Here is a 21,632-nt window from a genome sequence, read left to right as displayed (position 1 = left end):
CTGCGGTGGTGTCATCGCAGCCGGTAGCAGGTGGCCTTGTGCTGCCGGGTGACGGCGAGGATGCGGCGCAGGTCGTCGGTGTCCTGCTGCGCCGCCGTGTCCAGGGCCAGGAACGCCCGTGCGCAGCCCAGCGCGCGTAGCTCGGCCAGTCCCGCCAGGACGAGGGCGAGACCCACGCCGATGCCCCGTGAGGCCGGGGCGACGGAGGTGTCGACGATGCGGCCCCCGGGCCCGTGCGCCTGGGCGAGGACATGGCCGACGACGTGGCCGTCGGTCTCCATGAGCAGGGCTACGGCGTTGCCCCGCGCCGCCTGTTCGCGGATCTGGGCCAGCCGCCGGGCGAACGTGCTGGAGTCCATGGTTCTGGTGCCCGCGGCCTGCGTCCTGCGACGCACGGCGTGCAGGGCCCTCAGATCGGCCGTCCCGATCGGTCTGATCCGGCCGCCCTGCGGAAGCATCAGCGGCAGGGGGGCCACGGACAGGTCGATCTCGCACCGCGTCAGGGTGTGCTGCGGTACGAAGCCGGCGCGTTTCAGGGTTCGGGGGAGGACGGTGTCGCCGCGAAGGACGCCGCTCACGGTGACCGTGAGCGGGCGGCCGCGCTGCTGCCCCAACTCGGCCGCCCGCCACAGGACACGCGTGACGAGGTACCGGGCGATCTCCTCGCTGCTCGCCCCCGGCAGGATGGTGATCGCGCTGTCGACGGCACCGTCGTCCCGGGTGGTGAGACCCGCCCACGCGACGACGTCCCCGTCGGGCGTGGTGAGGCACCAGCCGTCCCGGTCCCGGTCGTGTCCCGGGTGCTGGGTCTCCAGGAGGATGTCGGCACGGGTGCACGTGGCGTCGCCGGTGCAGGTGCTCTCGTACGCACGCACCAGACGCACGAGGTCGTCCACCGCGACGTCCGCGGTTCCTCGTACGGCGAGATGGGCGGGCAGGCTCATGACGTAGGTCCCTTCTGCGGATGCGGGCGGACGAGCGAACGCACGGGCGGACGAGCGGGGGAGGGGCCCGGAAGGTGCTGCGGCCACTTGCCACAGTCGTCTCGTACGGGGAACGGGGCTGGACCTTGTCGCGTTCTGGATGCTACTGGCCGGACCGCACGCGTCGTTCTCCGAGAGTGCTCACCGCCGGCGGGCCGTCCCCGGGCGCGGGGAGCATCCCTCGACGCCGGCCAACCACCGGCGTACGCGGGTTTCGGAGCGTGCCCCGGCACACGTCGACGGATGTCGCCCGGGCGGCCGCCGAGGCGGCCCGCGCGCACGGTCGCCGTGCGGACCTGCCCGTGTCCGTGCGGACATGCCGGTGGATGTGCCGGAACCGCGTCGTGGCGGACTGTACGGTGGCGGTCACGGCGGCCGGGGGCATTCGACGAAGGCCGGGGCACTGGGGGAAACCGGGGCGCTGCGTGTACGGGACGCAGTCCGGACCGGTCGCCGCCGGGGTTGGGTCGCTGTCCCGCGTGAAGGAATAGTCGCAGGTCAGCAGCGTTTTTGGAGTCTGTCAGCGACTGAAGCGACCGAAGTTTCCATAACGGTGACGCACTCCTGCGCGCATGAGTGTTCCCCTATGTCGAATCTTCAGTCGCTTCAGTCGCTGTGCTGCCCCGTGCCGTGTTGGGCCGTGCTGCCCCGTGCCGTGTTGCGCCGTGCCGTGTTGTGTTGTGCCGGATCGTCTTCGAGCCGCAACGTCTCTTCGGCCCCGTACGGCGCTTGTCCGCCCCGTGCGGCCCGTTTCACCGTGCGTGCGGCCCCCGGGGACGGGACTGCCCGTCGACGCCCGTCAGCGGGCGTCAGAGGCCGGTGCAGCCGCCGTCGACGGGCATCGCCGTGCCGGTGACGAAGGACGAACGGTCGCTGCAGAGCCACGCCGCCGCCTGTGCCACCTCCAGCGGGGCCGCCATGCGCTTCTGCGCGGTCCGCGTGGCGAACTCGTGCTCCAGCTCCGGGTTGGCGGAGACGACCTCGTCCATCATCTCGGTGCGCGTGCTGCCGACGACGAGCGCGTTGACGCGGATTCCCCGCTCGCCGTACTCCAGGGCGGCGGCCTTCGTCAGGCCGATGACGGCGTGCTTGGCCGCGACATAGGGCGCGGACGCGCCGGTGGCCCGCAGGCCCGCGACGCTGGAGGTGTTCACGATGGCGCCGCCCGTGCCGGACTTCAGCATCACCGGTATCTGCTCACGCAGGCAGTTCCAGACGCCCCGCACATTGACGTCCATCGTGTGCTCGTAGACCTCCTCGCTCAACTGGTCCAGGTCGGTGCCGGCCGTGGCGTAGCCCGCGTTGTTGAAGGCCGCGTGCAGGCCGCCGAACTCCGCGACCGCGGTGTGCACCGCGCAGGCCACGTCCTCGACCCGCGCCACGTCCCCCGCCACGCCGACGGCTCCGCCGCCCGTCCGCGCGATGTCCCGGACCACCTCGTCCAGCCGCTCGGCTCTGCGCGCCATCAGCACGACCGCCGCTCCTTCGGCGGCGAACAAGCGGGCCGCGGCCGCTCCGATGCCGCTGGAGGCGCCCGTGACCATCACGACCTTGCCGTGCAGCATTCCCTGTTCGGTGCCCATCGTTTCGACTCCCCTGTACGCGCCCTGGCCCACGGCGCGCGTCGTGTGTCACCGGGTGGCGGGACGGGCCAAGTCCCGTTTCATGCCGGACGGCCTCCGGCTCGGACGGCCTCCGGCTCGGACGGCCTCCGGCTCGGACGTGCCGGGCCCGGGCGGGCCCTGGGATTGCCGTCCGTCAGCCGCGCCAGACCGTGCCGGCGGCGGCCTCCTCGTCCAACAGCGCGAGCAGCCCCTCGTCGATGGCGTCGAGCGAGCCGACGACATGGCGCGCGCCCGCCTCCCGCATCAACTCCCTTTGGAAACCGTGCTCGAAGGAGCTGGGGTGGCCGATGAAGGGCATGTTCAGCGACCTCGCGGCCTCCGCGACCCGGGCGACGTCGTCGATGACGAGCACCTGGTCGTGGTCCAGCCCGAAGAACTCGGTGGCGATCTCATGGATGCCGGGGCGGAAGGCGTCGGTGCAGATGTAGCCGGGCCCGTCGAACAGGCCGGCGTGCTCTCCGAGGAACGTGTCGAAGTGCTCCTTTCCCAACCCGCCGTAGCACACCGTCCGCAGTCCCAGGGCCCGCGCCCTGGACACCAGTTCGATGGCTCCCGGCGTGATGCGGACCGGGTGGGAGGCGAGGAACGATGCCCGTTCCTCGAAGTACAGGGCCATGATGTCGCCGGAGTCGGGCTCCGGGGCGGGGGAGTGGACGGCAGTGACGGTGGGGGCGGGGGCGACGGTGGGGGCGGACCCCGCGGCGCGGTCCGGCGCACGGCCGAGGATCGACGCGATCTCACGGGCCGCGATGTGCCGTGGCTGAGAGAAGATGCGGCGTTCCACGTCCGCCGTGTAGTCGGCGCCGCGGCGGGTGAGGAAACCGTGGATCACGGGGCTGAAGGTGTCGTTGAGCAGAACGCCGTCGATGTTCAGCGCAGCCAGGCGGATCTGCCGGATCTGCCGGTTTTTCGTGACCATGACACTCCTGTGCAGTCGGCGAGGAAAGGGAGAAGTGCCTTGCTGGAGCGGGGGTTGAGTGCAGCGGTGGTGAGCGCAAGGGGGTGAGTGCAGCGGTGGCGATGAGCGTGTGAACGGCCCCCCCCCGCACGCCCCGTCCGGTTCAGTTCGGTGCGGGAAGGAGCTGCTTCAGCCGTTCCGGGCCCACCTGCGTCCGCATGATGACGGTGGGGACGGCGATACCCGGCAGCAGCAGGTGCCACATGCGCGTGACCCGGTCCCCGAGGTCCTTCCGTCCGCTGGCGACCGTGGCGACGGTCTGCATGCCCGTGCACGACTCGACGACGAACTCCGCGACGGCTTGCGGCTCGACGCCGGGCTGGAGCTCGCCCCGCTCGGCCGCCGCCGCCAGGCAGTCGACCATGATCTCCGTCCACGCCCGGTACGGGCTGGGGTCCTGCATGCCGAAGGTCGCCTGCTCACCGGTCAGCCGCACACCGGCGCGCAGCATCGGATCCGTCTGGAGCTGGTACGACCAGATCAGGGTGGTGTCGACCAGGCGCTGGAGGCCGGTCGACTCCAGCCACGGGACGATCGTCTCGGACTGGGCGTTCATCAGCGCCCGTGCCAGTGCCTCCTTGGACTCGAAGTGGTGGTACATGGCACCCGAGGTGACTCCGGCGCGCTTCAGGATCCGGTTGATGCTCGCGCCGGCGAAGCCGAACTCGTCGAACACTTCGGCAGCCGCTCGCAGGATCGACTCGCGGGTCTGTACCGCCCGCTCCTGCCTCGGCCTACTCATCGCCACCTCCGTACCTCCGTAAAAAAAAGAGAACGGTCGTTATCGTATAGGCCGTCTCTCCGTCCCGGAAGGGAAACAAGAGGAACCCCGTGTTCTCGCCATGGCCGAATACTCACTCTTGTGAGGGGCTTGCGTTCATGTCAAGACGCCCTCGCGGCAGGGTGCTGACCTGCGGATAGGCGAGAAAGATGGCATGGTCGCGGCGAGTTGAAGACTTCGAGCGGGAGTGGGCCACCGGATGTGCTAGGTGGCTTTGCTCCGCATACGGCATGAGTTGCCGCGATCATGGCATTCATCGGGATACGCCGAGTCCGGCAGCAGAACGGAGTACCGGCTTTCCGCGCGAAAACCCGTCTCAGGGCTGTCCCGTAATCCCTGGCGGGCGTGCGACGACAGCTGCGGCGCCTCGCGGCGTTGTCGGAACGCCCGCATACGTCCCGTATGCGGGCGCCCCTCCGCCTTGCGACGCACCACATCTGACGCCGCGCGCTGATCCACCACGGATTACGGGACAGCCCTTCGGCGCAATGATCTCTCTGGTGGGCGGCGGCGTTCAGGAGGGGAGCAGGGCCGCGGAATGGGCGTTGTACGCGTCCGCCAGCTCCTCCGCCAGTACGGACTCCGTCCTCGCGCCGAACGCGACGCAGTGGACGGCGCAGCCGATCACCCATCGTTCGTCCGTGACGTGGACGAGGGAGACGCGCCAGACCTCGCCCTCGCACAAGGACATGGGGTCCTCGGCGGCGTCCCGGATCGTCGTGAGCGCGCCGCCGATGTCGGGTACGGAGGACAGGACCTCGACCGCGGGGGCCGGCGGATCCGCGGGGCGCGCCACCGGCTCCGGGTCGTAGAGATAGGCGGAGCACAGCTCGTCGTGCCGTCGGTGCACCTCCCCGACGGCCGCTTCCAGGGCCTCGAAGTCGAGCTCCCCGTGGATCACCCAGGCCAGTACGCAGTGGGCCGGGAGGTCGTCCGCGGCGAGCAGATGGAACGTCAGGAACTCCGCCTGCTCGGGGGTGAGCGGTGTGCCGTCCATCGGCCCGACCGGTGTGCCGGGGCGCGGGTGCGTGGCGCGTCCGGTCAGGTGGCCGAGCCGGCCGGACGGTCCCCGGGCGTCCCGGCAGAGGGTCGCCGTCGGGCCGGCCGGGGTCGACCGGACCCGGTCTCCGGGCGTCGGCGGAAGGTGCGGGGATCGCACCGCCATCGGCAGCTCACCCAGTGGAACGGCGATCGAGTGCTGTGCGTCGCGTCGTCTGTCCCGCATGCTTCCTCCTCGTACCGCCCGGGCTGAAGCTGTTCCGGCTTGGCAAGGGCTGCTTTCCAAGCGCTTGGCAAGAGGTTGCCATGGGGCGGAGGGGCTTGGCGACAACCGTGGGAGACTCCCGACGACCGTGGCAAGTCGTCTTCGTGACAGCGGGGCGGTGGTCAGGAGACCGTCTTCTCCCCGCGCTGGGCAAGCGTCTCCGCGAGGAGTTTCCAGATGTCCGCGGTCAGCTCGATGTTGGAGGACTGCTGGGCCTCCTGCGCGAGGGCGCGCATCCGGTCGAGTCCGACGTCCGGGCGGCCGCCCAGGATCAGAAGGCGGCTGTCGAGGATCTCCAGCCGGACCCGGTCCCGGTAGGTCAGCCGCGGACCGGCTTCCCGCACCTCGTCCAGCAGCGCGCGGGCCTCGTCCAACTTGCCTTCCTGAAAGGCCAGTTCGGCCCTGAGCGCGGTTACTTCCTGGGCGAGCGAGGGGATCCCCATGTACACCAGGGCGCCGTCGGCCTGCTCGATGCAGCGCCTCGCGGTCCCCAGGTCCGGCGGGGTCCTGCGCAGGTGCAGCTTGGTCGCCGCGATCCGCAGACGCAGCCACAGCCGCAGGTCGGTCGCGCGGTCGAAGCTGTCCAGGGCGGTGTGCAGCAGCTTCTCCGCCGCGGCGTCGTCGCCCTGGTGCACCCGTACCGCGGCGGCGGTCCAGCGTGCCTCGGCCCACAGCGCGTCCGGCGGGCCCTCGGTCAGTTCGGTCAGCTCGTCGGCGTGCTGCCTGGCGCGGGTGAGGTGTCCCGTCTCCGCCTCCACCGAGGCGAGGGCCAGCAGGACGTTGGCCATGTCGCGGGCGGGGAGGCGGTGTTCGCGTGCCAGCCGGTGCGCGGCCGCGGCGGCGTCGGTGGCGGGGGCCGTGTCGCCGCTGGCGCGTAAGCAGCGGGCGAGCTGGGTGAGGCCGCGGGCCTGAAGGGCGGGAACGGCCAGTTCCTCGCCCAGCCGCACCATCTCCTCCAGGTACAGCCGCTCCCGGGCGTGGTCGTTGTGCCGCCGCCTCCAGTGCGCCAGCACCCACAGCGCCTGCCAGCGCAGCGCGTCGCGGTTGCGGGACCCACTGAGGGCCCGGTCCAGGGTCTCCAGGTTCTCCTCGGTCCCGGCCGAGGCCACGTGGGCCAGCGCCTGGGGCAGGGTGTCGACGGGCGCTTCCTCGAACACGGAGGGGTGCACGCCGAGTTGGCGGGCCAGATGGTCCACGGCGCGGTCGGTGGGTTGCCGGGCGCCCGATTCGAGGCGGGAGAGGTAGCCGGTGGACATCCCGTCGCCCGCGAGTGCGGCTTGGGACAGCCCCCTCTCAAGCCTCAGCTGTCTGAGCCGACGCCCGAACAACGGCTGCTCCAACATGAATGACACCAGCTCCTGAACCCGCGTGAGACAACACGTGACGCCGTCCGTCCAGGGGCGACGCCCACCACCCCTGGGGCCGCGTGGGAGGCGGTGGGCAAAGTATTGCCGAAAATCTTCGGGCGCGCAGCAGGCCCGGCAAGTTCCATGTCTTCTCTCAGATTGCCAAGGCGTTGGAAACGTGTGTCAAGGTGGTGGGAAGACATTGCCAGAGTCCGGCGAGCTGGTTAGCTTCCTGAATTGAAAAGAGATCAGCGAACGGTGAATGAGCCGGTCGTTCCGCTTCCCGTTTCCCCCACAAGGAGTCGGTCATGCGACGTCTTGCACTGCACGCCTTTCTCGGCATCTCCGCACTTGCGGGATTCGTCGCGACGATCACGCGCGACATCGGCTGGCCCGGGGCCGGTGCATAAGGGAAAGAAATTCCGTCGGAACCTGGTTTTCCGTTCATTCTGCACGGTCCGCGCGCCCGATGTGGCGTGTTCTCTCTCCGATGTTCTTCCGTGGCCTCTTCCTCGACTTCTTACGCGGACTTCTTCGCCGGGGTCGTCTCCCGGTTCCGTCTTCTCGGTACGGGCGGCCGTCCGCCGTCGGATGCCAGCCCGTGCGCGGTTCCTTCCCCTGTTTCCGCGCATGGGCCGACATCGGTCGGCGAGCTTGATTCAAGAGGCGTCCGGAATGAATTCCTGAATCACGGAGCGTTGATTTCTCTTGCCCGGCGGGGCGGGCTCCCCGGCGGTGACAGGCTTCCCGGTGGCGGGAACGGGCCGGGGCCGGGCCGGTGAACGAGCCGGGCGAGTGACCGTACGGGTCGGTGAACGGGCCGGGCCGGAGCCGGCGAGGGCTTCCGGCCGGGGTGGCGTCCGCCGGGCGGGTGCAGGCGGGGCGGACGCTCGCGGCCATGGGCGCGGCCGCGGCCGCGAGTGCGGGTCAGACCCTGGTCAGATCGGTCATGCCGGTCGTCGCGGTGAACACCGCCACGTCGTTCTGGTGGGCCTCGATCCGTACGCCCCGGTCCGCGCCCTCCGGCGCGGCGGCGGTCGCGGCCGACTCGATCCAGCACGGGGAGTCGAACTCCACGTACTGGTGGAAGCGGATGTCCATGCAGGTCGGGGCCTCGGTGCCGGGGTCGGTGGAGAGCGTGTGGCCGGCCTGCCGGATCGCCTCCAGGAGCAGCATGCCGGGCACATGGTCGACGGGGTGGTCGAACAGGACGGGGTGCGAGGTGTCGACGCGCAGCCGCCAGCGGTCCTCGCGCGCGGCGGGGGTGAGGACGACGTCCTGGGCGCGACCGCGGCCGACCGCTGCGGCGCGGGCCGGGGCCGTGGGGGCCGGGGCCGCGCCGTAGACGCGGGGTATGTCACCGCGGCCCTGGCGCAGTCGCTGGTAGACGGCGGGGGGATGGATGCCGAACCGGGTCGACGCCACCGCCAGCGGCGTCCCGTCCCGGATCGCCTCGACCTCCATGCGCATCGAGGCCGGGACCGAGCCCTTGCGTCTGATCTTCGCGCAGTGGAGATGGAGTTCGACCTCCGCCGGGGTCGCCGCGACGCGCATCGCCCGGGGATTCACCTGGTACCGGAAGTGCGACCAGCTGAGCTGGTGCCCGAAGGGAACCCCGTACGCGGCGTGGGTGAGCAGGGGGAAGGTCTGCCGCACCGTTTCGCAGAGCAGCAGGGGGTCGTGAAAGCCGAGCTCGGAAGCGTAGAAACTGTGGCTGCGCGGCCACTGGGCGATGACGACGAAGTGATCGTCATCCAATTTGTGCCAGCTGGTCAGGAACACCTCCGCGAGCGCCGCACGGTGCACGTACTCCTTGGCGACCGTGGTGGTCAGAGCGGGACGCGGTACGGCGGGACGTTCAGACGTGATGAGCATGCCACTCCCCTGGGGCGTGCTGACGTGGAACCTGCGGCCGCCGGGGCCGTCGAGGTGTTCAGTAAAATAAAGGGTGTTCGTTTTGTTTGTCGAGAGCGACGTGAAATTATGTTCTTGAACAGGGCTTCGGCAACGGGGTGATCGGAGCGGGAGTCGCATTTCGATCTTGCCTTGCGCGTGGATTTCCTCGCGAGTGCGACGAGCGCTTCTTTACGGGCGCCGGTGGCAGGCGGCTCCTTGTTTGAGGCATGAAGATCTTCCGTTGGATTTCGCGTGGCCGCCTGCACCAGGTGAACTGTTCGCCGCGGCCGGCCGCCATGGACTGCGGACCGGACACGGCGGGCTGCTCACTGCCGACGAATTCGAAGTGACGATTCAGAGAACGGGCGTTCCGTTTCCGGTTGCCCGGGAGGGCACCGAGCGGTGGTGTTCCGTCCGGCCGTCCGGGCAGACGGGCGGGCAGGCGGGCGGCGGGCAGGCGGGCGCCGACGCCTGACACGACGGTTCTCCTCAGACGGCTTCGTCGAGGGCCGATACGCCCGCGAGGGCCAGGCGCCAGACCCGTTCCAGGGACTCGGTGGCGTCGCGCACCTCCATCGAGGCGTTCAGCTGGGCTTCGGAGCCGGCCGTCAGGTATTCCACGAGTCTGGTGACGTCGTCCGGGAGCGCGCCTTCCCGCAGTTCGCCGTCGCGGGCCGCCCTGGCCAGCAGCTCGTGCACGGTGGGGAGCCAGATCTCCGACCACTCGTCGAACGCCTGCCGTTCCCGTGCCAGACGCACGGCGGACCGTACCAGCGGCTCCTTCTCGATCAGCCGGGTCAGCTCAAGCGTCAGTCTGACGACCGCGCGCAGCGCGGAACCCTGCTCGCCGCCGAGTCTGTCCAGCGCGGCCGCCACCCGTTCCCGGCCGCCGCCGCAGACCGCTTCGGCCAGTTCGGCCTTCGAGGCGAAATGGAAGGAAAGGGCGCCCATGGAGATGTTGGCGGCCCTGCTGATGCGGGCCAGACTCGTGCGCTCGTAGCCGTCCTGGGCGAACTGTTCGGCTGCCGCGCGCACGAGGGCGGCCCGGGTCCGTACGGCCCTCTCTTGTTTGACCATGTTTTCTCCGAAGTCGCTGGTGGACGGGGGTGCGGCAGCGCGGCTCGCGCCCCGTGCCGCGGCTTCCGCGTCGTCAAGCCGTACGCCCGCGAAGGGCCAGCCTGATGCGGCGGTGCGAGAACTACAACGCGGAGTTGCTGAAGACGTATCGGGTTTCGGCCGGGCCGTGCCGGAAGGTCGGAGAGGGAAGCGGGGGTTCTCGGGGTATCGGGGGGATCTGCGGTTCTTGAGGGTTCGGCGGTCCTCGGGGCGGAGGTCGGGGGAGCGGGGCTTCCCCGCTCCCCTCCTCGCTCCGGTCGTTCCCGTCGCCCGGCCGCCTTCGTCGCTCCGGTGGTTCCCGTGGTTCCGGTCGGTTCGGTGGGCCGGGCAAAAAAAATCATAGGGTTCACTATGTCAGATCGTTAGTCGGCGACTCCGGGGCGCAACATCCTTTGAGGGGCTCTCCGGTCACGTCGACAGGGCTTCCCCGCGCTTGAGTACCGCCTTTGACCAGGCAATTCACTCATCATCGGGGATTCTTCCCGTCCGGCTGATCCGGTGGCGGGAATCATGATCGAGGGTTCGGCGGACTTGGCGAAGTCGCGAAGTCGGCTCCAGGGGCTCATAAAACAAAGAGGTCGTTCGCTATTGTTTCTCTGTGCTCGTCGCGGTCATCGGCTGTCGCAGGGAGGGAACGTCATGGTCACGAGTGCCACCACGCGGTCACGCACCTCGGTGCCTGTGTTCGCCGACACCGTCTTCGAGAATCTGCCGCGAACCGACCAGCGCAGGTGGGCTCATGTGTACTTGCAGAGCCTGCTGACCACGACGGGGAAGAAGTCGGTACGCCGACTCGCCGCCACCGCCTCGCAGTCGCCCACCGCCTCCCAGTCGCTCCACCAGTTCATCAACGCCAGCCCCTGGGACTGGGCCCCGGTCCGGGAGGAGCTGTCCCGCTGGACCGCCCGGCGCATGACGCCGCTGGCCTACGCCATCGACCTCGCGGTCATCCGCAAGCGCGGCGAGCACTCCTGCGGGGTCCACCGCCGTTTCGTCCCCGCGACGGGACGCTCCGTCACCTGCCAGGTCGGCATAGGCGCGTTCCTCACCGACCAGGATCTGGCGGTGCCGGTCGACTGGCGGCTGATGCTGCCGGGAGCCTGGGCCAAGGACCCGGACCGGCGGCGCCGCACCCGGATACCGGACGACATCGGCCAACGCCCCCTGGAACAGCACGTGCTCGACCTGGTCGACCATCTGCTCCCCGTGACCGCCCCGGCCCCCGTGCCCGTACTGGCGGATCTGAGCGCCGAACCCGGTGCGGGCGGCCTGGTACGGGGCCTGGCCCAGCGCAACCGGGACTTCGTCGTCGCGGTGCCCGGGAATCTGCCCGTGGTGGCGGGCCGCCATCTGCGGCTCACGCCGCACAGCGCCGTCGGCGACTCCGGTCTGGTGCTCACCGCGCGGAGCCTGTTCGAGATCGAGACGGGCGGCCTGGCGCGCATCGAGACGATCGCCCCCGGGCCCGGGGCGCCCCGCCCGACCACCGTCCTCACCGGTTTCGTCGCCCTGCCCGGGACGGCCCCCGCCCCCGGGGTGCTGCCGCGCCGCACCTACCGCCTGTTCGCCTTACGGGATCAGGCCCGTCGGCCCGCACAACTGTGGTTGACCAACCTGACGCACAGCCGGGTGGACTCGCTGCTGGAGATCACCCGGCTGCAGAGCCGTACGACGGAGACCGTGCAGCGGCTGGAGGAGGACTTCGGGCTCGCGGACTTCGAGGGCCGCTCCTTCCCGGGCTGGCACCACCATATGACCCTGGTCTCGGCCGCCTTCGCCTACAGCCGGCTCAGCGGGTCCGGATCGGGGCCCGGAGGCGGATTCGGGTCCGCGTCCGAGCCCGACGCTCCGGCACCCGTCGTCTGAACACCAGTCCGTCATTCGAACGTCTGCCTGTCGATCGAACGCCCACCGCCTGAAGGCCCGTCCATCATCCGAACGTCCGTCGACCGAACGTTCGTCGGCTGAATGCCCGCCGTCTGATGGCCCGCCGGTGTCCGCACAGCCGTCCGCCGGCGGAGCGCCGTCCGTCGGCGGAGCCGAAGCGTTCTACCGTACGCCCGGGGCGGGGCTCGTGCCCGCCGGCCGGACGCCGTCCGAGAGGGACGGGCTCCCGGCTCGTTCCCCTAAGGGCTGTCCCGTAATCCGTGGTGGATCAGCGTGCGGCGTCAGATGTGGCGCCGCACGCCCGCCACGGATTACGGGACAGCCCTTAGCGCCCGGATGACGCGAGCCAGGTCGTCCGGGGCGGCCGCGAGGCGTACCGGCGTGCCCGCGTCGTCGAGTTCGGCGACGTGCCAGCTTCTGGAGACGGTGTCGCCGTCGCCGCCCCGGACCCGCCGTACGCCCCGCAGGGTGAGCCGCTCCACCGGGATCCGAATCGCCGCGAACCTGCCCGGCCCGGAATGGGGCGTCACCGCGGGCGAGTCGCCGCCCAGGACGATGTGGGTGCCGAAACCGTGCGGGTTGTAGTCGGTTTCGTCCAGGAAGCGGGCGGCCACGAAGACCTCCTCGTCGCCGGAGGCCGCGGCCCCCTCGGTTCCGTGAACGCCGCCCTCGCTTCCGGCGCTTCCGGCGCTTCCGGCACTCCCGGTACCGCCGGTGACGTCGGGTGTACGGAGACGGGTGGCGCGCCAGGCCCAGGCGAAGAGGGCGAGGGAGACCAGGGCGCCGGCCGCCGCCCACCCGATCGTCGAGGCGGACTCGAACGGCGACACCGGGTGGAGGCAGCAGAGCGGCAGCAGCCACAACGCGGTGACGCCGAGCGGGGCGGCGAACGGAAGGGCCGACGGAAGCACGTCGTCGTCGGGCAGCGCGCGCCCGCGCAGACGCAGCAGCAGCTGGGCCGCGGGAAATCCGGCGGTGAGGAGGCACCCGGCCGCGAGGGCGGTCAGGTCCCCGGCGTCGGGCAGGTGCTCGCGCCACACATGACGCTCCCCGGCGACCTGCGTCACCCTGCCGCGCCACAGGGTCAGTTCGACCCTCTCGCCGGGCTCGAACGCGGCGGCGTCCTCCCGGGACATCTCAAGCCGTGCCGACGGCCGGTCGTCGGCGAAGTACAGTCGGCCGATCTTCCTGCCCGGCCCCTTCGCGACCCGCTCGATCACGGCGGTCGTGGTGGACAGGCATGCGGAGCGCTGCGCCGCGGGCGTCGTCGCGGTGCACGGCTCGGCCGCCCGCCACGCCCGCGCGTCGGACGCCGTGCCCGGTACGGCCCACAGGACCGCGCCCGCGACCCCGAGCAGCACCACGCAGGCGGCCAGGGACCCGGCCCAGCCGCGTCCCGCGGTGTGGGCGGAGACGACGGGCAGGTGGTCCGACCGGGGCTCTCCATGACGGCGGTGCAGCGCGCGGAGCGCCTCGACCGTCGCGGCGAAGTCCGGGTCGCCGTACCAGGTGCTCTGCGGCAGGGGCAGAAGCCGCTTGTGCCCGTCGCGCAGCACCAGGACGACACGGCAGGTCTCGTGCCTGCGGGAGGCGTGCCGGCGTCGTACGCGCAGCTCGGCGACCTCGGACCACGGCACGCTCCGGCGGCGCAGCAGCGACCTGGAACGCACTCCGTACGCGTCGGCGATCGCCTCCGAGGTGACCACGCGGAGTGCCACGCCACACACCAGCAGAGACAACGCGCCGACGCCGAGCCAGGGACTCGGACCCCGGTACCACGCGTGGCCGGCCGTCAGGATCACGCCGAGCGCCCCAAGCCCGACGAGGACCCACAGGGCGCGTTGCTGGGGAGGACGGCAGACCACGTCCTGAACATCGCTCATGCGCGGATTGTGCCGCCGGCCGGGCGGCCGCCACTTGTCCGGGATCCGGCAGTGTTGTGCCCCGGCACATTGCCGACTTGATACGGGGTGCGTTCGAGGCGGGCGGGGGTCCGTGCGGGCGGGCCGGGTTCCGGGCGGGCGGGCCGAGTCGCGAGTACGGCCCGCCCGCCCGGGACGGCGTCAGGCGCGCTTGGAGCGGCGGCGGGCCGCCACGACCAGGCCGGTGCCCGCGGCGAGCACCACGGCGGTGCCGATGACCAGCGGAACCGTGCCGCTGCTGCCCGTGGAGGCAAGGTCGCCGCCACCGGCGCCGGGCGTCGTGCTCTCCGACGGGGCGGGCGTGTCCGGCGTGGCGGGCTGGGACGCTTCAGCGGTCGGCGTGCCGCTCGCCGGAGGCGTGGTCGCGGGGGTCGACGGGGTGTTCTCCGGAGACGGGGTCGTCTCGGGGGTGCCGCTCGGCGACGGCGTGGCGGGCGGAGTCGTGCCGGGCTCCGGCAGGCAGCCGGTGAACGGGTAGTGGTGCGTCTCCGCCCCGCCCGAGCCGTGCAGCGAGGCCACCCACACCGAGCCGTTGATCGGCGCGGCGGTGCCCAGTTCCAGGTGCGCCTTGGGAGCCAGCACGCTGCCGGGCCAGGCGGCCTTGCTGCTCTTGGTGATCGTCTCGGCCTCGGGGAAGTTCCAGAGGAGCTTGGCGCGGATCTTGCCGCCGGCGGCGCTCTGGAGCTTGTCGTCCAGGACGTAGTTCTGGCCGTCGGACAGGAAGAAGCCGGTGGTGCCCGCGTTCGCCATGTTGTACGTCGTGCCGCTGACGTTGACGATCGTGGTCGAGCCGGCCGGGACCTTGATGTAGATCTCCTTGGCCTGCTCCAGCTGCGCGGCGGTCACGTTGAAGACGTTGCGGGCGCTGTCGCCGCCTTCCAGGGTGAGCTTGCCGCCGTCCGGCGTCACCGTGGCACCGGCGGTCGTCGCCTGGCCGGCCAGCGCGGTGGAGTGGGAACGCAGCTTGGCGAACTCCCCCTCGAAGTCGATCAGGTCGGCCTTCTGGCTGAACGAGCCGGCGTGCAGGCTGACGGAGTTCTTGCCGGCCTTGCCGCCGACGACCGCGTTGCCCTTCATCACCACGGTGGCGGACGACCCGTTGATCAGGTCGCCGCGGACGACGAGCGAGGCCCGGCCGGGCAGGGCGTCGACCTCTGCCGCCGTCAGCTCGTTGGCGACGCTGAAGCCGGCGCTGAAGTCGGCGTTGCCGCCGACGGCCACCGCGCCCTCCGCATCGGGGGAGTGGACGTCGTTGCCGAGGACGAACTCGCCGTACTTGCCCGCGATGCCGAAGGCGTCGGTGGTGCATCCGGCCGAATCGACGGGTGCGGCCAGGGCGACCGGGGCGGCCGTGAGGCCGAGGACGAGTGCTCCGCCGAGCACGGTGGCCGCGGCGGTTGCGGATATGCGCATGGGACTTGGTTCTCCCGCAGAGACGATTGAGAAGATTCCGTGGAGGCTTTGCCCATAGTTTTCACAGAATGCAGTATTGGTCAAGACCAATGCGTGAAGTGCTGATGAAGTACCAGAAAACGGATATTTATGACCTATTGGTGTTCAAGGGGGCGAGGTGCCGGGGGGATCGGTTGGTGTCAAGTCCCGGTCCGGGGGCGGTGGTTCGCCTCGTCGGCCCCTGGTCGTCCGGGGTGCGGCCGGGGCGCCGGTCGGTCGATGCCCCGGCCGCACCCGCGTCGATGAGCTCCGCGCTCACCTGAAATCCCGTCACGCACGGTCACCGGGTGCCGTTCACCGGTCACCGGATGCCGGGTGGTTCGCGACGGTCGGCGGGCAGGCTTTACGACTGTCCCGCCAACGCGGGTTCGCGGGGCATCTCCTTTCGGCAGTGGGGGCAGTGTGTCGCGGCCGTCGCAGGGGCGGCGGGAGCCGTCGCGGGCCGACCGCCGGGAAGCGGGCCGGTGTCGGGGGACGGGCCGGTGTCCACGGAACCGGTGTGGGCGGAGGGGCCGACGTCGGCGGCGGGGCCGGTGTCGGCGGACGGTTCGAAGCCGGCCTTCACGGCGCGCCGTTCCTTCCAGAGGTGGAACACGGAGATGGCCATGATGGTGGTGCCGACGGCGTTCGCCACGAAGTGCCACCAGACGCGGTACGTCACCAGGCCCGCGCCGGGTTCGAGAAGCCCGAACCAGGTGGACAGGCCGATGGCGCGGCTCGCGCCGAGTGCGACCGACACGGTCAGGACGATGTGCTCGATGCCGTGGATGCCCTGCATCCACACGCCCATCCTGGCCCACTTGCGGGACTTGAGCTGCCCGGTCGCGCGGTGGGTGATCTGCATGATGCCGACCAGTCCGGCGAGGAACATGAAGTTGCCGACGAGGTGCAGGATCTCCATGCCCAGCGACGGCTTCGTCATGTCGATCCGGCCCATGCCCCGGGCCAGGCTGTCGCCCCAGGGCGTCATCCAGGCCGGGGAGTTCGGATGGGCGATCCAGTAGCCGGCCTGGGCCACGTGCTCCTGGAAATGGCCCAGCTGACCGATGACGCCCAGCCCGACCAGGGCGACGGACAGCCGGTACGCCCACGGGCGCACCGGTCCGCGGTTGGCGTAGGCGAGAACGCCGACGGCCGCCCACATCGCCGCCGCCCAGAGGACGAAGATCACGGCGCCCGCCGTGTCCACCGAGGTCACCGCGGTACTCATGCCGGGCATGCCTGACATGCCCGGCATACCATTGTGGTCCATAGAAGCCTCCTTGAGGGGGAGTGCCCGACGCTAGAAAAGCGCCGACCGCGTCCACTACTCCTTCCGTGCGGGGTTCGCGGGGGCGGCCGGAGCGGCGCGGAGGCCGGTTCGTGGGGGCGGCGGGAGATCCGTCAACGGCCGTGCTGGGACGCCGACTTCACGAAGTCGCAGCTTCGGCGACGCCACGAACGGCTTGGTCCTGTCATGCAACCCGCACGCGGTTATCGTGGGCCCATGCTGAGACACACCTACGAGGGGCAGGACTGCTCCCTCGCCCGGACGCTCGAAGTGGTCGGTGAGCGCTGGACCCTTCTCATCGTCCGGTCGGCGCTCCTCGGCATCAAGCGGTTCGACGGCTTCCTGGAGAGCCTCGACATCGCGCGCAACGTCCTCACCAGCCGACTGGCCAAGCTCGTCGACCTCGGCCTGATGGAGCGGGTCCCCTACCAGGACAAGCCGGTCCGGCACGAGTACGTCCTCACGCCCACCGGCCGCGATCTGACCTGCTCCGTCATCGCGCTCATGCAGTGGGGCGACCGCAATCTGCCGCACGAGATGGGGCCGCCCCGGCGCGCCGACCACATCGGCTGCGACGGCACGGTGCGGGCCGAGATGCGCTGCACCGGGTGCGGGCGCGTCGTCGGCGACACGGAGGTCGACGTACGCCGCCTGCGCTGAGAGGGCCCCGGCCGCTGCTCGCCCCGTTGCCTCGTCGGCCGCCCGGCCCCGGCCCCCGGCCCCGACCCGCCTTGCCCCACGCGTACGCGAACCCGCCCCGTTCCACGCGTACGCGAACCCGCTCCCGTTCCACGCGTACGCGAGCCCTCGCCGCTCCGCGGGTACGCGTTCCCCGCCCGTTCCGCGCATGTGCTGAACCCGTGCCGGGCGGGCCCCTCGGCACACCTGAAGATGCCCCCCGTCTCCCTCCCATCTCACGATGAGGCCCCGCCGCCCATGGGGGGCGGCCCGTAGCTGGAGGCGTCGATGGCATCCGCGTGGGGAGCGTTGCGCAGACTGATCCTGGCCCCGTCCCTGGAGGAAGTGGGCTTCGCCGCAAGGGGGTTCGAGATCGAGCCCACGGACGGCGCCCGGCGGCTGGAGGCTGTGCCGCAGGCGGTGGTGTGCGGTTTCGAGTGGGGCATCGCGGACCGCGACCTCGCGGAGACCGAGCGCCGGCTGTCCATGGTCGATCAGGACCTCCGGGGCTTCGCGTACGAGGGCGCGACCATGGCATCCGCCGTCCGGGACGCGATGGGCCCGCGCGGCGGGGGCCGTACCAGGGCGCTGCTGGAGGGCGGCGGCAGGCCGCACATCTTCCTCAACTACATCGGCGTCGGCTTCGCCATGGCCCGCCTGCCCAGGCCGCTCTGGAAGAAGACGCTGCCCGCGCTGACCGACCCCGATCTGTACCCCGCCATGAGCTGGCTGGCGGTCGACGGCTACGGCTTCGACCTCGCCTACTTCCACACCTCGCGCTGGGTGGGTGAACAGCGGGTCCCCGAACCGTACGCGTTCGAGGGCGACGCCGGCTACTTCCCGCGCGCCGTCGACCAGGGCGTCGGGCGCGCGCTGTGGTTCATCCACGGCGGCCGCACCGACCGTGTCGCCGCCGCGGTGGGCCGGTTCGCGGAGGCCCGGCGGGCCGACCTGTGGAGCGGTGTCGGGCTCGCCGCCACCTTCGCCGGCGGCTCCGACCCCGCGTCCCTCACCGCCCTGCGCGAGGACAGCGCCGAACACGCGGCACACCTGGCCCAGGGCTCCGCCTTCGCCGCCAAGGGCCGTCACCGCGCCGGGTTCGTGCCCGAGCACACCCGGCAGGCGGCGCACGCCTTCACGGGGCTCGACGTGGAATCCGTCGCCCGGCTCGCCGACGACTGCGCCCCCGGCGGTACGACGACCGGGAACGGCCCAGCTTATGAGACATGGCGAAGGAATATGCGCGAGCGGGTCTTCGCGGACGCTCTTTGAGTAGTCGTCGATGCTGTTTGAGCACATCTGAAGTAGACGCGTCTCGGGGCGACTTCGCTACATTCAAAAGCAACTCCTGAGAAATGAGGGAGATCCATAAGAGGGGCGGTTGGCTGAATTGTCCAGAACATTTCGAGCACTGCGGCGCCGGGTGCTCACGCCCAATATTTCCGCGACCAGTATGGAAGTGCGTGGGTTCCACCGGAAGAATCCGGAGGCCCAGGAACTGCTGGAGACAATCGGCCGGACCTTCCTCCAGGGATACGGGTACGCCGTCGAGGCGCGGTCGGTCGAGGAGGCCGAGGAGTGGCTCGCCGGCGTCCCCCGCGCCTTCCGCGGGTTCGCCTACGAGGGCGCCGGCATGGGCGCGGTCGTCCTGGACGCGCTGCCGGGCCGCGGGGGCCGGCTGGCGGGGCTGCTGGCCGGCGAGGGCGCCGACCACGTCTACATGGTCTACGTCGGGATCGGCTGGGCGATGGCCCGCCTCCCGAAGTTCCTGTGGCCGGACGTGACCCGCACCGATCCGCTGCTGCGCTGGCTCGTCCTCGACGGGTACGGCTTCCACCAGGCGTACTTCCACACCGGCCGGTACGTCCACGACCCCGCCCGCCACCACCCCTTCAGCTGGGCGAACGGCCCCGCCTCGTACACGCCGCGCGCCATCGACCAGGGCATCGGGCGGGCGCTGTGGTTCGTCGCCGGCACCGATCCCGACCGGGCCGCCGACCTCGTCGCCGCCTACCCGGCCCACCGGCACGCCGACCTGTACGGCGGCGTCGGGCTCGCCGCCACGTACGCCGGGGGAGCGGACCGGGGGGAGCTGGAGCACCTCGCGCTGCGCGCCGGAGAGCACCGGCTCGCCCTCGGCCAGGGCGCGGCGTTCGCCGCCGAGGCGCGCGAGAAGGCCGGGACCACCATCGCCCACACCCACCTCGCCACCGACGTCCTGTGCGGCACGACCCCGCAGCGCGCCGCCCGGGTCTGCACCGATCTGATGCCCCGTGACCCGGTGGACCGGGGCGGGATCCCCGCCTTCGAGTCCTGGCGGCAGGACATCGCGACCGCGGTGGCGGAGCAGCGGAGGAAAAACGCGACGACCGCAGCGGAAAAGCCGCGGAGAAAAGATTCTGAGACAACCGACCACGCGCTCACCACGAAAGGTTCCGGCCAGTGAAGGAAAGAAATAATTGGGTACGCCGAAACGTCCCAGGAATTGTCGCCTTTGCTCTCATGGTGGGCGTGTTCGCTGGAGTCCGTCTGCCGTCCGTCTCCGCCGAGGAAAAGCGGGAGGTGGCATCCGGTTTTGCTTTCGAGCCGATGTCCATCGCCGCGCCGCCCGGATATCCGGTGCAGACCGTCCGTAAGGTCAACAAGGCGTACAAGCACATCGAGGCATGGATCTCGTCCGTCGGCTCGGGCATCGCCATGAACGACATCGACGGCGACGGCCTCGCCGACGACCTGTGCGTCACCGACCCCCGGATCGACCAGGTCTATGTGACCCCAGCCCCGACCCGTCCCGGCCGCTACGAGCCGTTCGTGCTCGACCCGGCGCCGCTGCCCAAGAGCACCACCATGGCCCCGATGGGCTGCGTCCCCGGGGACTTCAACGAGGACGGCGCGACGGATCTGCTCGTCTACTACTGGGGCCGCACCCCGGTGCTCTTCCTCGCGAACGGGACCACCGGCGAGGCCGCCGACCGGACCACGGGCGAGGCCGGCGGCGCGCGCACGCTGTCCGCCGCCTCGTTCACCCCCACCGAGCTGGTGCCCAACAAGGGCGGGGCCGAGTACGACGGGCCGCTGTGGAACTCCAACGCCGCGACCGTCGCGGACTTCGACGGCGACGGCCACGACGACATCTTCATCGGCAACTACTTCCCCGACAGCCCCGTCCTCGACCCGGACAAGGACGGCGGCGTCACCATGAACGAGTCCCTGTCCCACGCCAAGAACGGCGGCGGCGGCCACTTCTTCCGCTGGACCGAGAACGGCTACGTGATGACGGGCGACGACACCCTGCCCGGCGGCGTGCGCGGCGGCTGGACCCTCGGCGCCGCCGCCACCGACCTCGACGGCGACCACCTGCCCGAGCTGTTCCTGGCCCATGACTTCGGCACCTCCGGGCTGCTGCACAACACCTCCCGCCCCGGGAAGATCCAGTTCACCGAGGTCAAGGCCGTGCACAGCCCGCTGGTTCCCAAGTCCAAGGAGCTGGGCCGCAGTTCCTTCAAGGGCATGGGCATCGACTTCGGCGACCTGGACAACGACGGCCTGTACGACATGTTCGTCAGCAACATCACCACGTCGTTCGGCATCCAGGAGAGCAACTTCGCCTTCTTCGACACCGCCGGTGACAAGAAGGGCGTGCGGGAGGCGTTCGAGGACGGCGAGGCGCCCTTCCACGACAAGTCCGCCGACCTCGGCCTCGCCTGGTCCGGGTGGGGCTGGGACGCCAAGACCGGCGACTTCGACAACAGCGGCGAACTCCAGATCGCCCAGGCCACCGGCTTCGTCAAGGGCAAGACCAACCGCTGGCCCCAGCTCCAGGAGCTGGCCACCGCCAACGACCAGCTCGTAAGGCACCCCGGCGCCTGGCCGCACGTCCGCGAGGGCGACGACCTGGCCGGCGACCAGACCCTGCGCTTCTTCGCCAAGGGCCGGGACGGCGGCTATGTGAACATCGCCGGGGAGCTCGGCATGGCCGTTCCCATCCCGACGCGCGGCATCGCCACCGGTGACGCCGACGGCGACGGGCGGCTCGACATGGCCGTGGCCCGCCAGTGGGGCGAGCCCGTCTTCTACCGCAACGTGGCCGAGAACCCCGGTCACTTCCTCGGGCTCAAGCTCACCCGCCCCTCGGGCTCCCCCGTCGTCGACGCCCAGGTCACCGTCACCCTGCCGGACGGCAGCAAGCGCGTCGGCCGCGTCGACGGCGGCGGCGGGCACTCCGGGAAGCGCAGCTTCGACGTGCACATCGGACTGGGCGACGTCGCCGGCCCGGTGAAGACCGCACTCAGCTGGCGCGACCGCTCCGGAGCCGTACACGAACAGGAACTGCGACTGAGCACCGGCTGGCACCGCCTCCAGCTCGGTACCGAGGCCAAGGAGAAGTGACCGTGTCCGTACCGCAGGCCGCACAGGCCGCCCCCGCACCGGCCGGCGCCGCCCCCGCCGGCGGC

16 protein-coding genes are annotated in these 21,632 nt (G+C 70.9%); 5 read left to right on the top strand and 11 right to left on the bottom strand.

Annotated elements, in window-relative coordinates; genetic code table 11:
* Positions 1 to 11 precede the first annotated feature (11 nt).
* From WA762_RS16845 to WA762_RS16810, 8 genes are all read right to left on the bottom strand, one after another.
* Positions 12 to 944, bottom strand: a complete 933-nt coding sequence (locus tag WA762_RS16845; protein ID WP_335936553.1) for a GNAT family N-acetyltransferase — start codon at positions 942 to 944, stop codon at positions 12 to 14.
* 848 nt (positions 945 to 1,792) lie between these two features.
* Positions 1,793 to 2,566: an SDR family NAD(P)-dependent oxidoreductase gene (locus WA762_RS16840; protein WP_335936551.1), complete on the bottom strand. Its 774-nt coding sequence runs from the start codon at positions 2,564 to 2,566 to the stop codon at positions 1,793 to 1,795.
* A 175-nt stretch (positions 2,567 to 2,741) separates the two neighbouring features.
* Positions 2,742 to 3,527 carry an HAD family hydrolase gene (locus tag WA762_RS16835; RefSeq protein WP_335936549.1) on the bottom strand — a complete coding sequence of 262 codons (786 nt, stop codon included), beginning with the start codon at positions 3,525 to 3,527 and terminating at the stop codon, positions 2,742 to 2,744.
* 142 nt (positions 3,528 to 3,669) lie between these two features.
* Positions 3,670 to 4,308 (bottom strand): ScbR family autoregulator-binding transcription factor, encoded by a 639-nt coding sequence (locus WA762_RS16830; protein WP_335936547.1) that lies wholly within the window; start codon positions 4,306 to 4,308, stop codon positions 3,670 to 3,672.
* A gap of 553 nt (positions 4,309 to 4,861) precedes the next feature.
* Positions 4,862 to 5,572: a hypothetical protein gene (locus WA762_RS16825; protein WP_335936546.1), complete on the bottom strand. Its 711-nt coding sequence runs from the start codon at positions 5,570 to 5,572 to the stop codon at positions 4,862 to 4,864.
* 161 nt (positions 5,573 to 5,733) lie between these two features.
* Positions 5,734 to 6,954: a helix-turn-helix domain-containing protein gene (locus WA762_RS16820; protein ID WP_335936596.1), complete on the bottom strand. Its 1,221-nt coding sequence runs from the start codon at positions 6,952 to 6,954 to the stop codon at positions 5,734 to 5,736.
* Between the two features lie 930 nt (positions 6,955 to 7,884).
* Positions 7,885 to 8,832 (bottom strand): ScbA/BarX family gamma-butyrolactone biosynthesis protein, encoded by a 948-nt coding sequence (locus WA762_RS16815; RefSeq protein WP_335936544.1) that lies wholly within the window; start codon positions 8,830 to 8,832, stop codon positions 7,885 to 7,887.
* Between the two features lie 510 nt (positions 8,833 to 9,342).
* Positions 9,343 to 9,930, bottom strand: coding sequence for a TetR family transcriptional regulator (locus WA762_RS16810; RefSeq protein ID WP_335936542.1), 588 nt, complete (start codon positions 9,928 to 9,930; stop codon positions 9,343 to 9,345).
* Between the two features lie 678 nt (positions 9,931 to 10,608).
* On the opposite strand from WA762_RS16810, the gene WA762_RS16805 reads away from it, so the two are divergent.
* Positions 10,609 to 11,835 carry an IS701 family transposase gene (locus WA762_RS16805; RefSeq protein WP_335936541.1) on the top strand — a complete coding sequence of 409 codons (1,227 nt, stop codon included), beginning with the start codon at positions 10,609 to 10,611 and terminating at the stop codon, positions 11,833 to 11,835.
* Between the two features lie 332 nt (positions 11,836 to 12,167).
* Here WA762_RS16805 and WA762_RS16800 read toward each other — a convergent pair whose 3' ends face one another.
* From WA762_RS16800 to WA762_RS16790, 3 genes are all read right to left on the bottom strand, one after another.
* Positions 12,168 to 13,739, bottom strand: a complete 1,572-nt coding sequence (locus tag WA762_RS16800; RefSeq protein WP_335936540.1) for a PH domain-containing protein — start codon at positions 13,737 to 13,739, stop codon at positions 12,168 to 12,170.
* A 180-nt stretch (positions 13,740 to 13,919) separates the two neighbouring features.
* The gene (locus tag WA762_RS16795; protein WP_335936539.1) at positions 13,920 to 15,191 is read right to left on the bottom strand and encodes a choice-of-anchor A family protein; all 1,272 of its coding nucleotides are present in this window, start codon (positions 15,189 to 15,191) and stop codon (positions 13,920 to 13,922) included.
* Positions 15,192 to 15,573: 382 nt separating this feature from the next.
* Entirely contained in the window at positions 15,574 to 16,482 is a 909-nt protein-coding gene (locus WA762_RS16790) for a DUF6008 family protein (protein WP_443080609.1), read from the bottom strand.
* 234 nt (positions 16,483 to 16,716) lie between these two features.
* Here WA762_RS16790 and WA762_RS16785 point away from each other — a divergent pair, with 234 nt between their 5' ends.
* The 4 genes from WA762_RS16785 to WA762_RS16770 all read left to right on the top strand — a co-directional run bounded on the left by WA762_RS16785 (position 16,717) and on the right by WA762_RS16770 (position 21,567).
* Positions 16,717 to 17,160 carry a winged helix-turn-helix transcriptional regulator gene (locus tag WA762_RS16785; protein ID WP_335936538.1) on the top strand — a complete coding sequence of 148 codons (444 nt, stop codon included), beginning with the start codon at positions 16,717 to 16,719 and terminating at the stop codon, positions 17,158 to 17,160.
* Positions 17,161 to 17,466: 306 nt separating this feature from the next.
* Complete coding sequence (locus WA762_RS16780) at positions 17,467 to 18,450, top strand: DUF1702 family protein (RefSeq protein ID WP_335936537.1); 984 nt, start codon at positions 17,467 to 17,469, stop codon at positions 18,448 to 18,450.
* A 118-nt stretch (positions 18,451 to 18,568) separates the two neighbouring features.
* A complete protein-coding gene (locus WA762_RS16775) occupies positions 18,569 to 19,624 on the top strand; it encodes a DUF1702 family protein (RefSeq protein ID WP_443080612.1) in 1,056 nt (351 codons plus the stop codon).
* A gap of 56 nt (positions 19,625 to 19,680) precedes the next feature.
* A complete protein-coding gene (locus WA762_RS16770) occupies positions 19,681 to 21,567 on the top strand; it encodes an FG-GAP repeat domain-containing protein (RefSeq protein ID WP_335936535.1) in 1,887 nt (628 codons plus the stop codon).
* Positions 21,568 to 21,632: the final 65 nt, after the last annotated feature.

It is taken from the genome of Streptomyces tyrfis, assembly GCF_037034285.1.
Taxonomy (GTDB): Bacteria; Actinomycetota; Actinomycetes; order Streptomycetales; family Streptomycetaceae; genus Streptomyces.
This window is presented reverse-complemented; position numbering and strand designations above follow the sequence as displayed.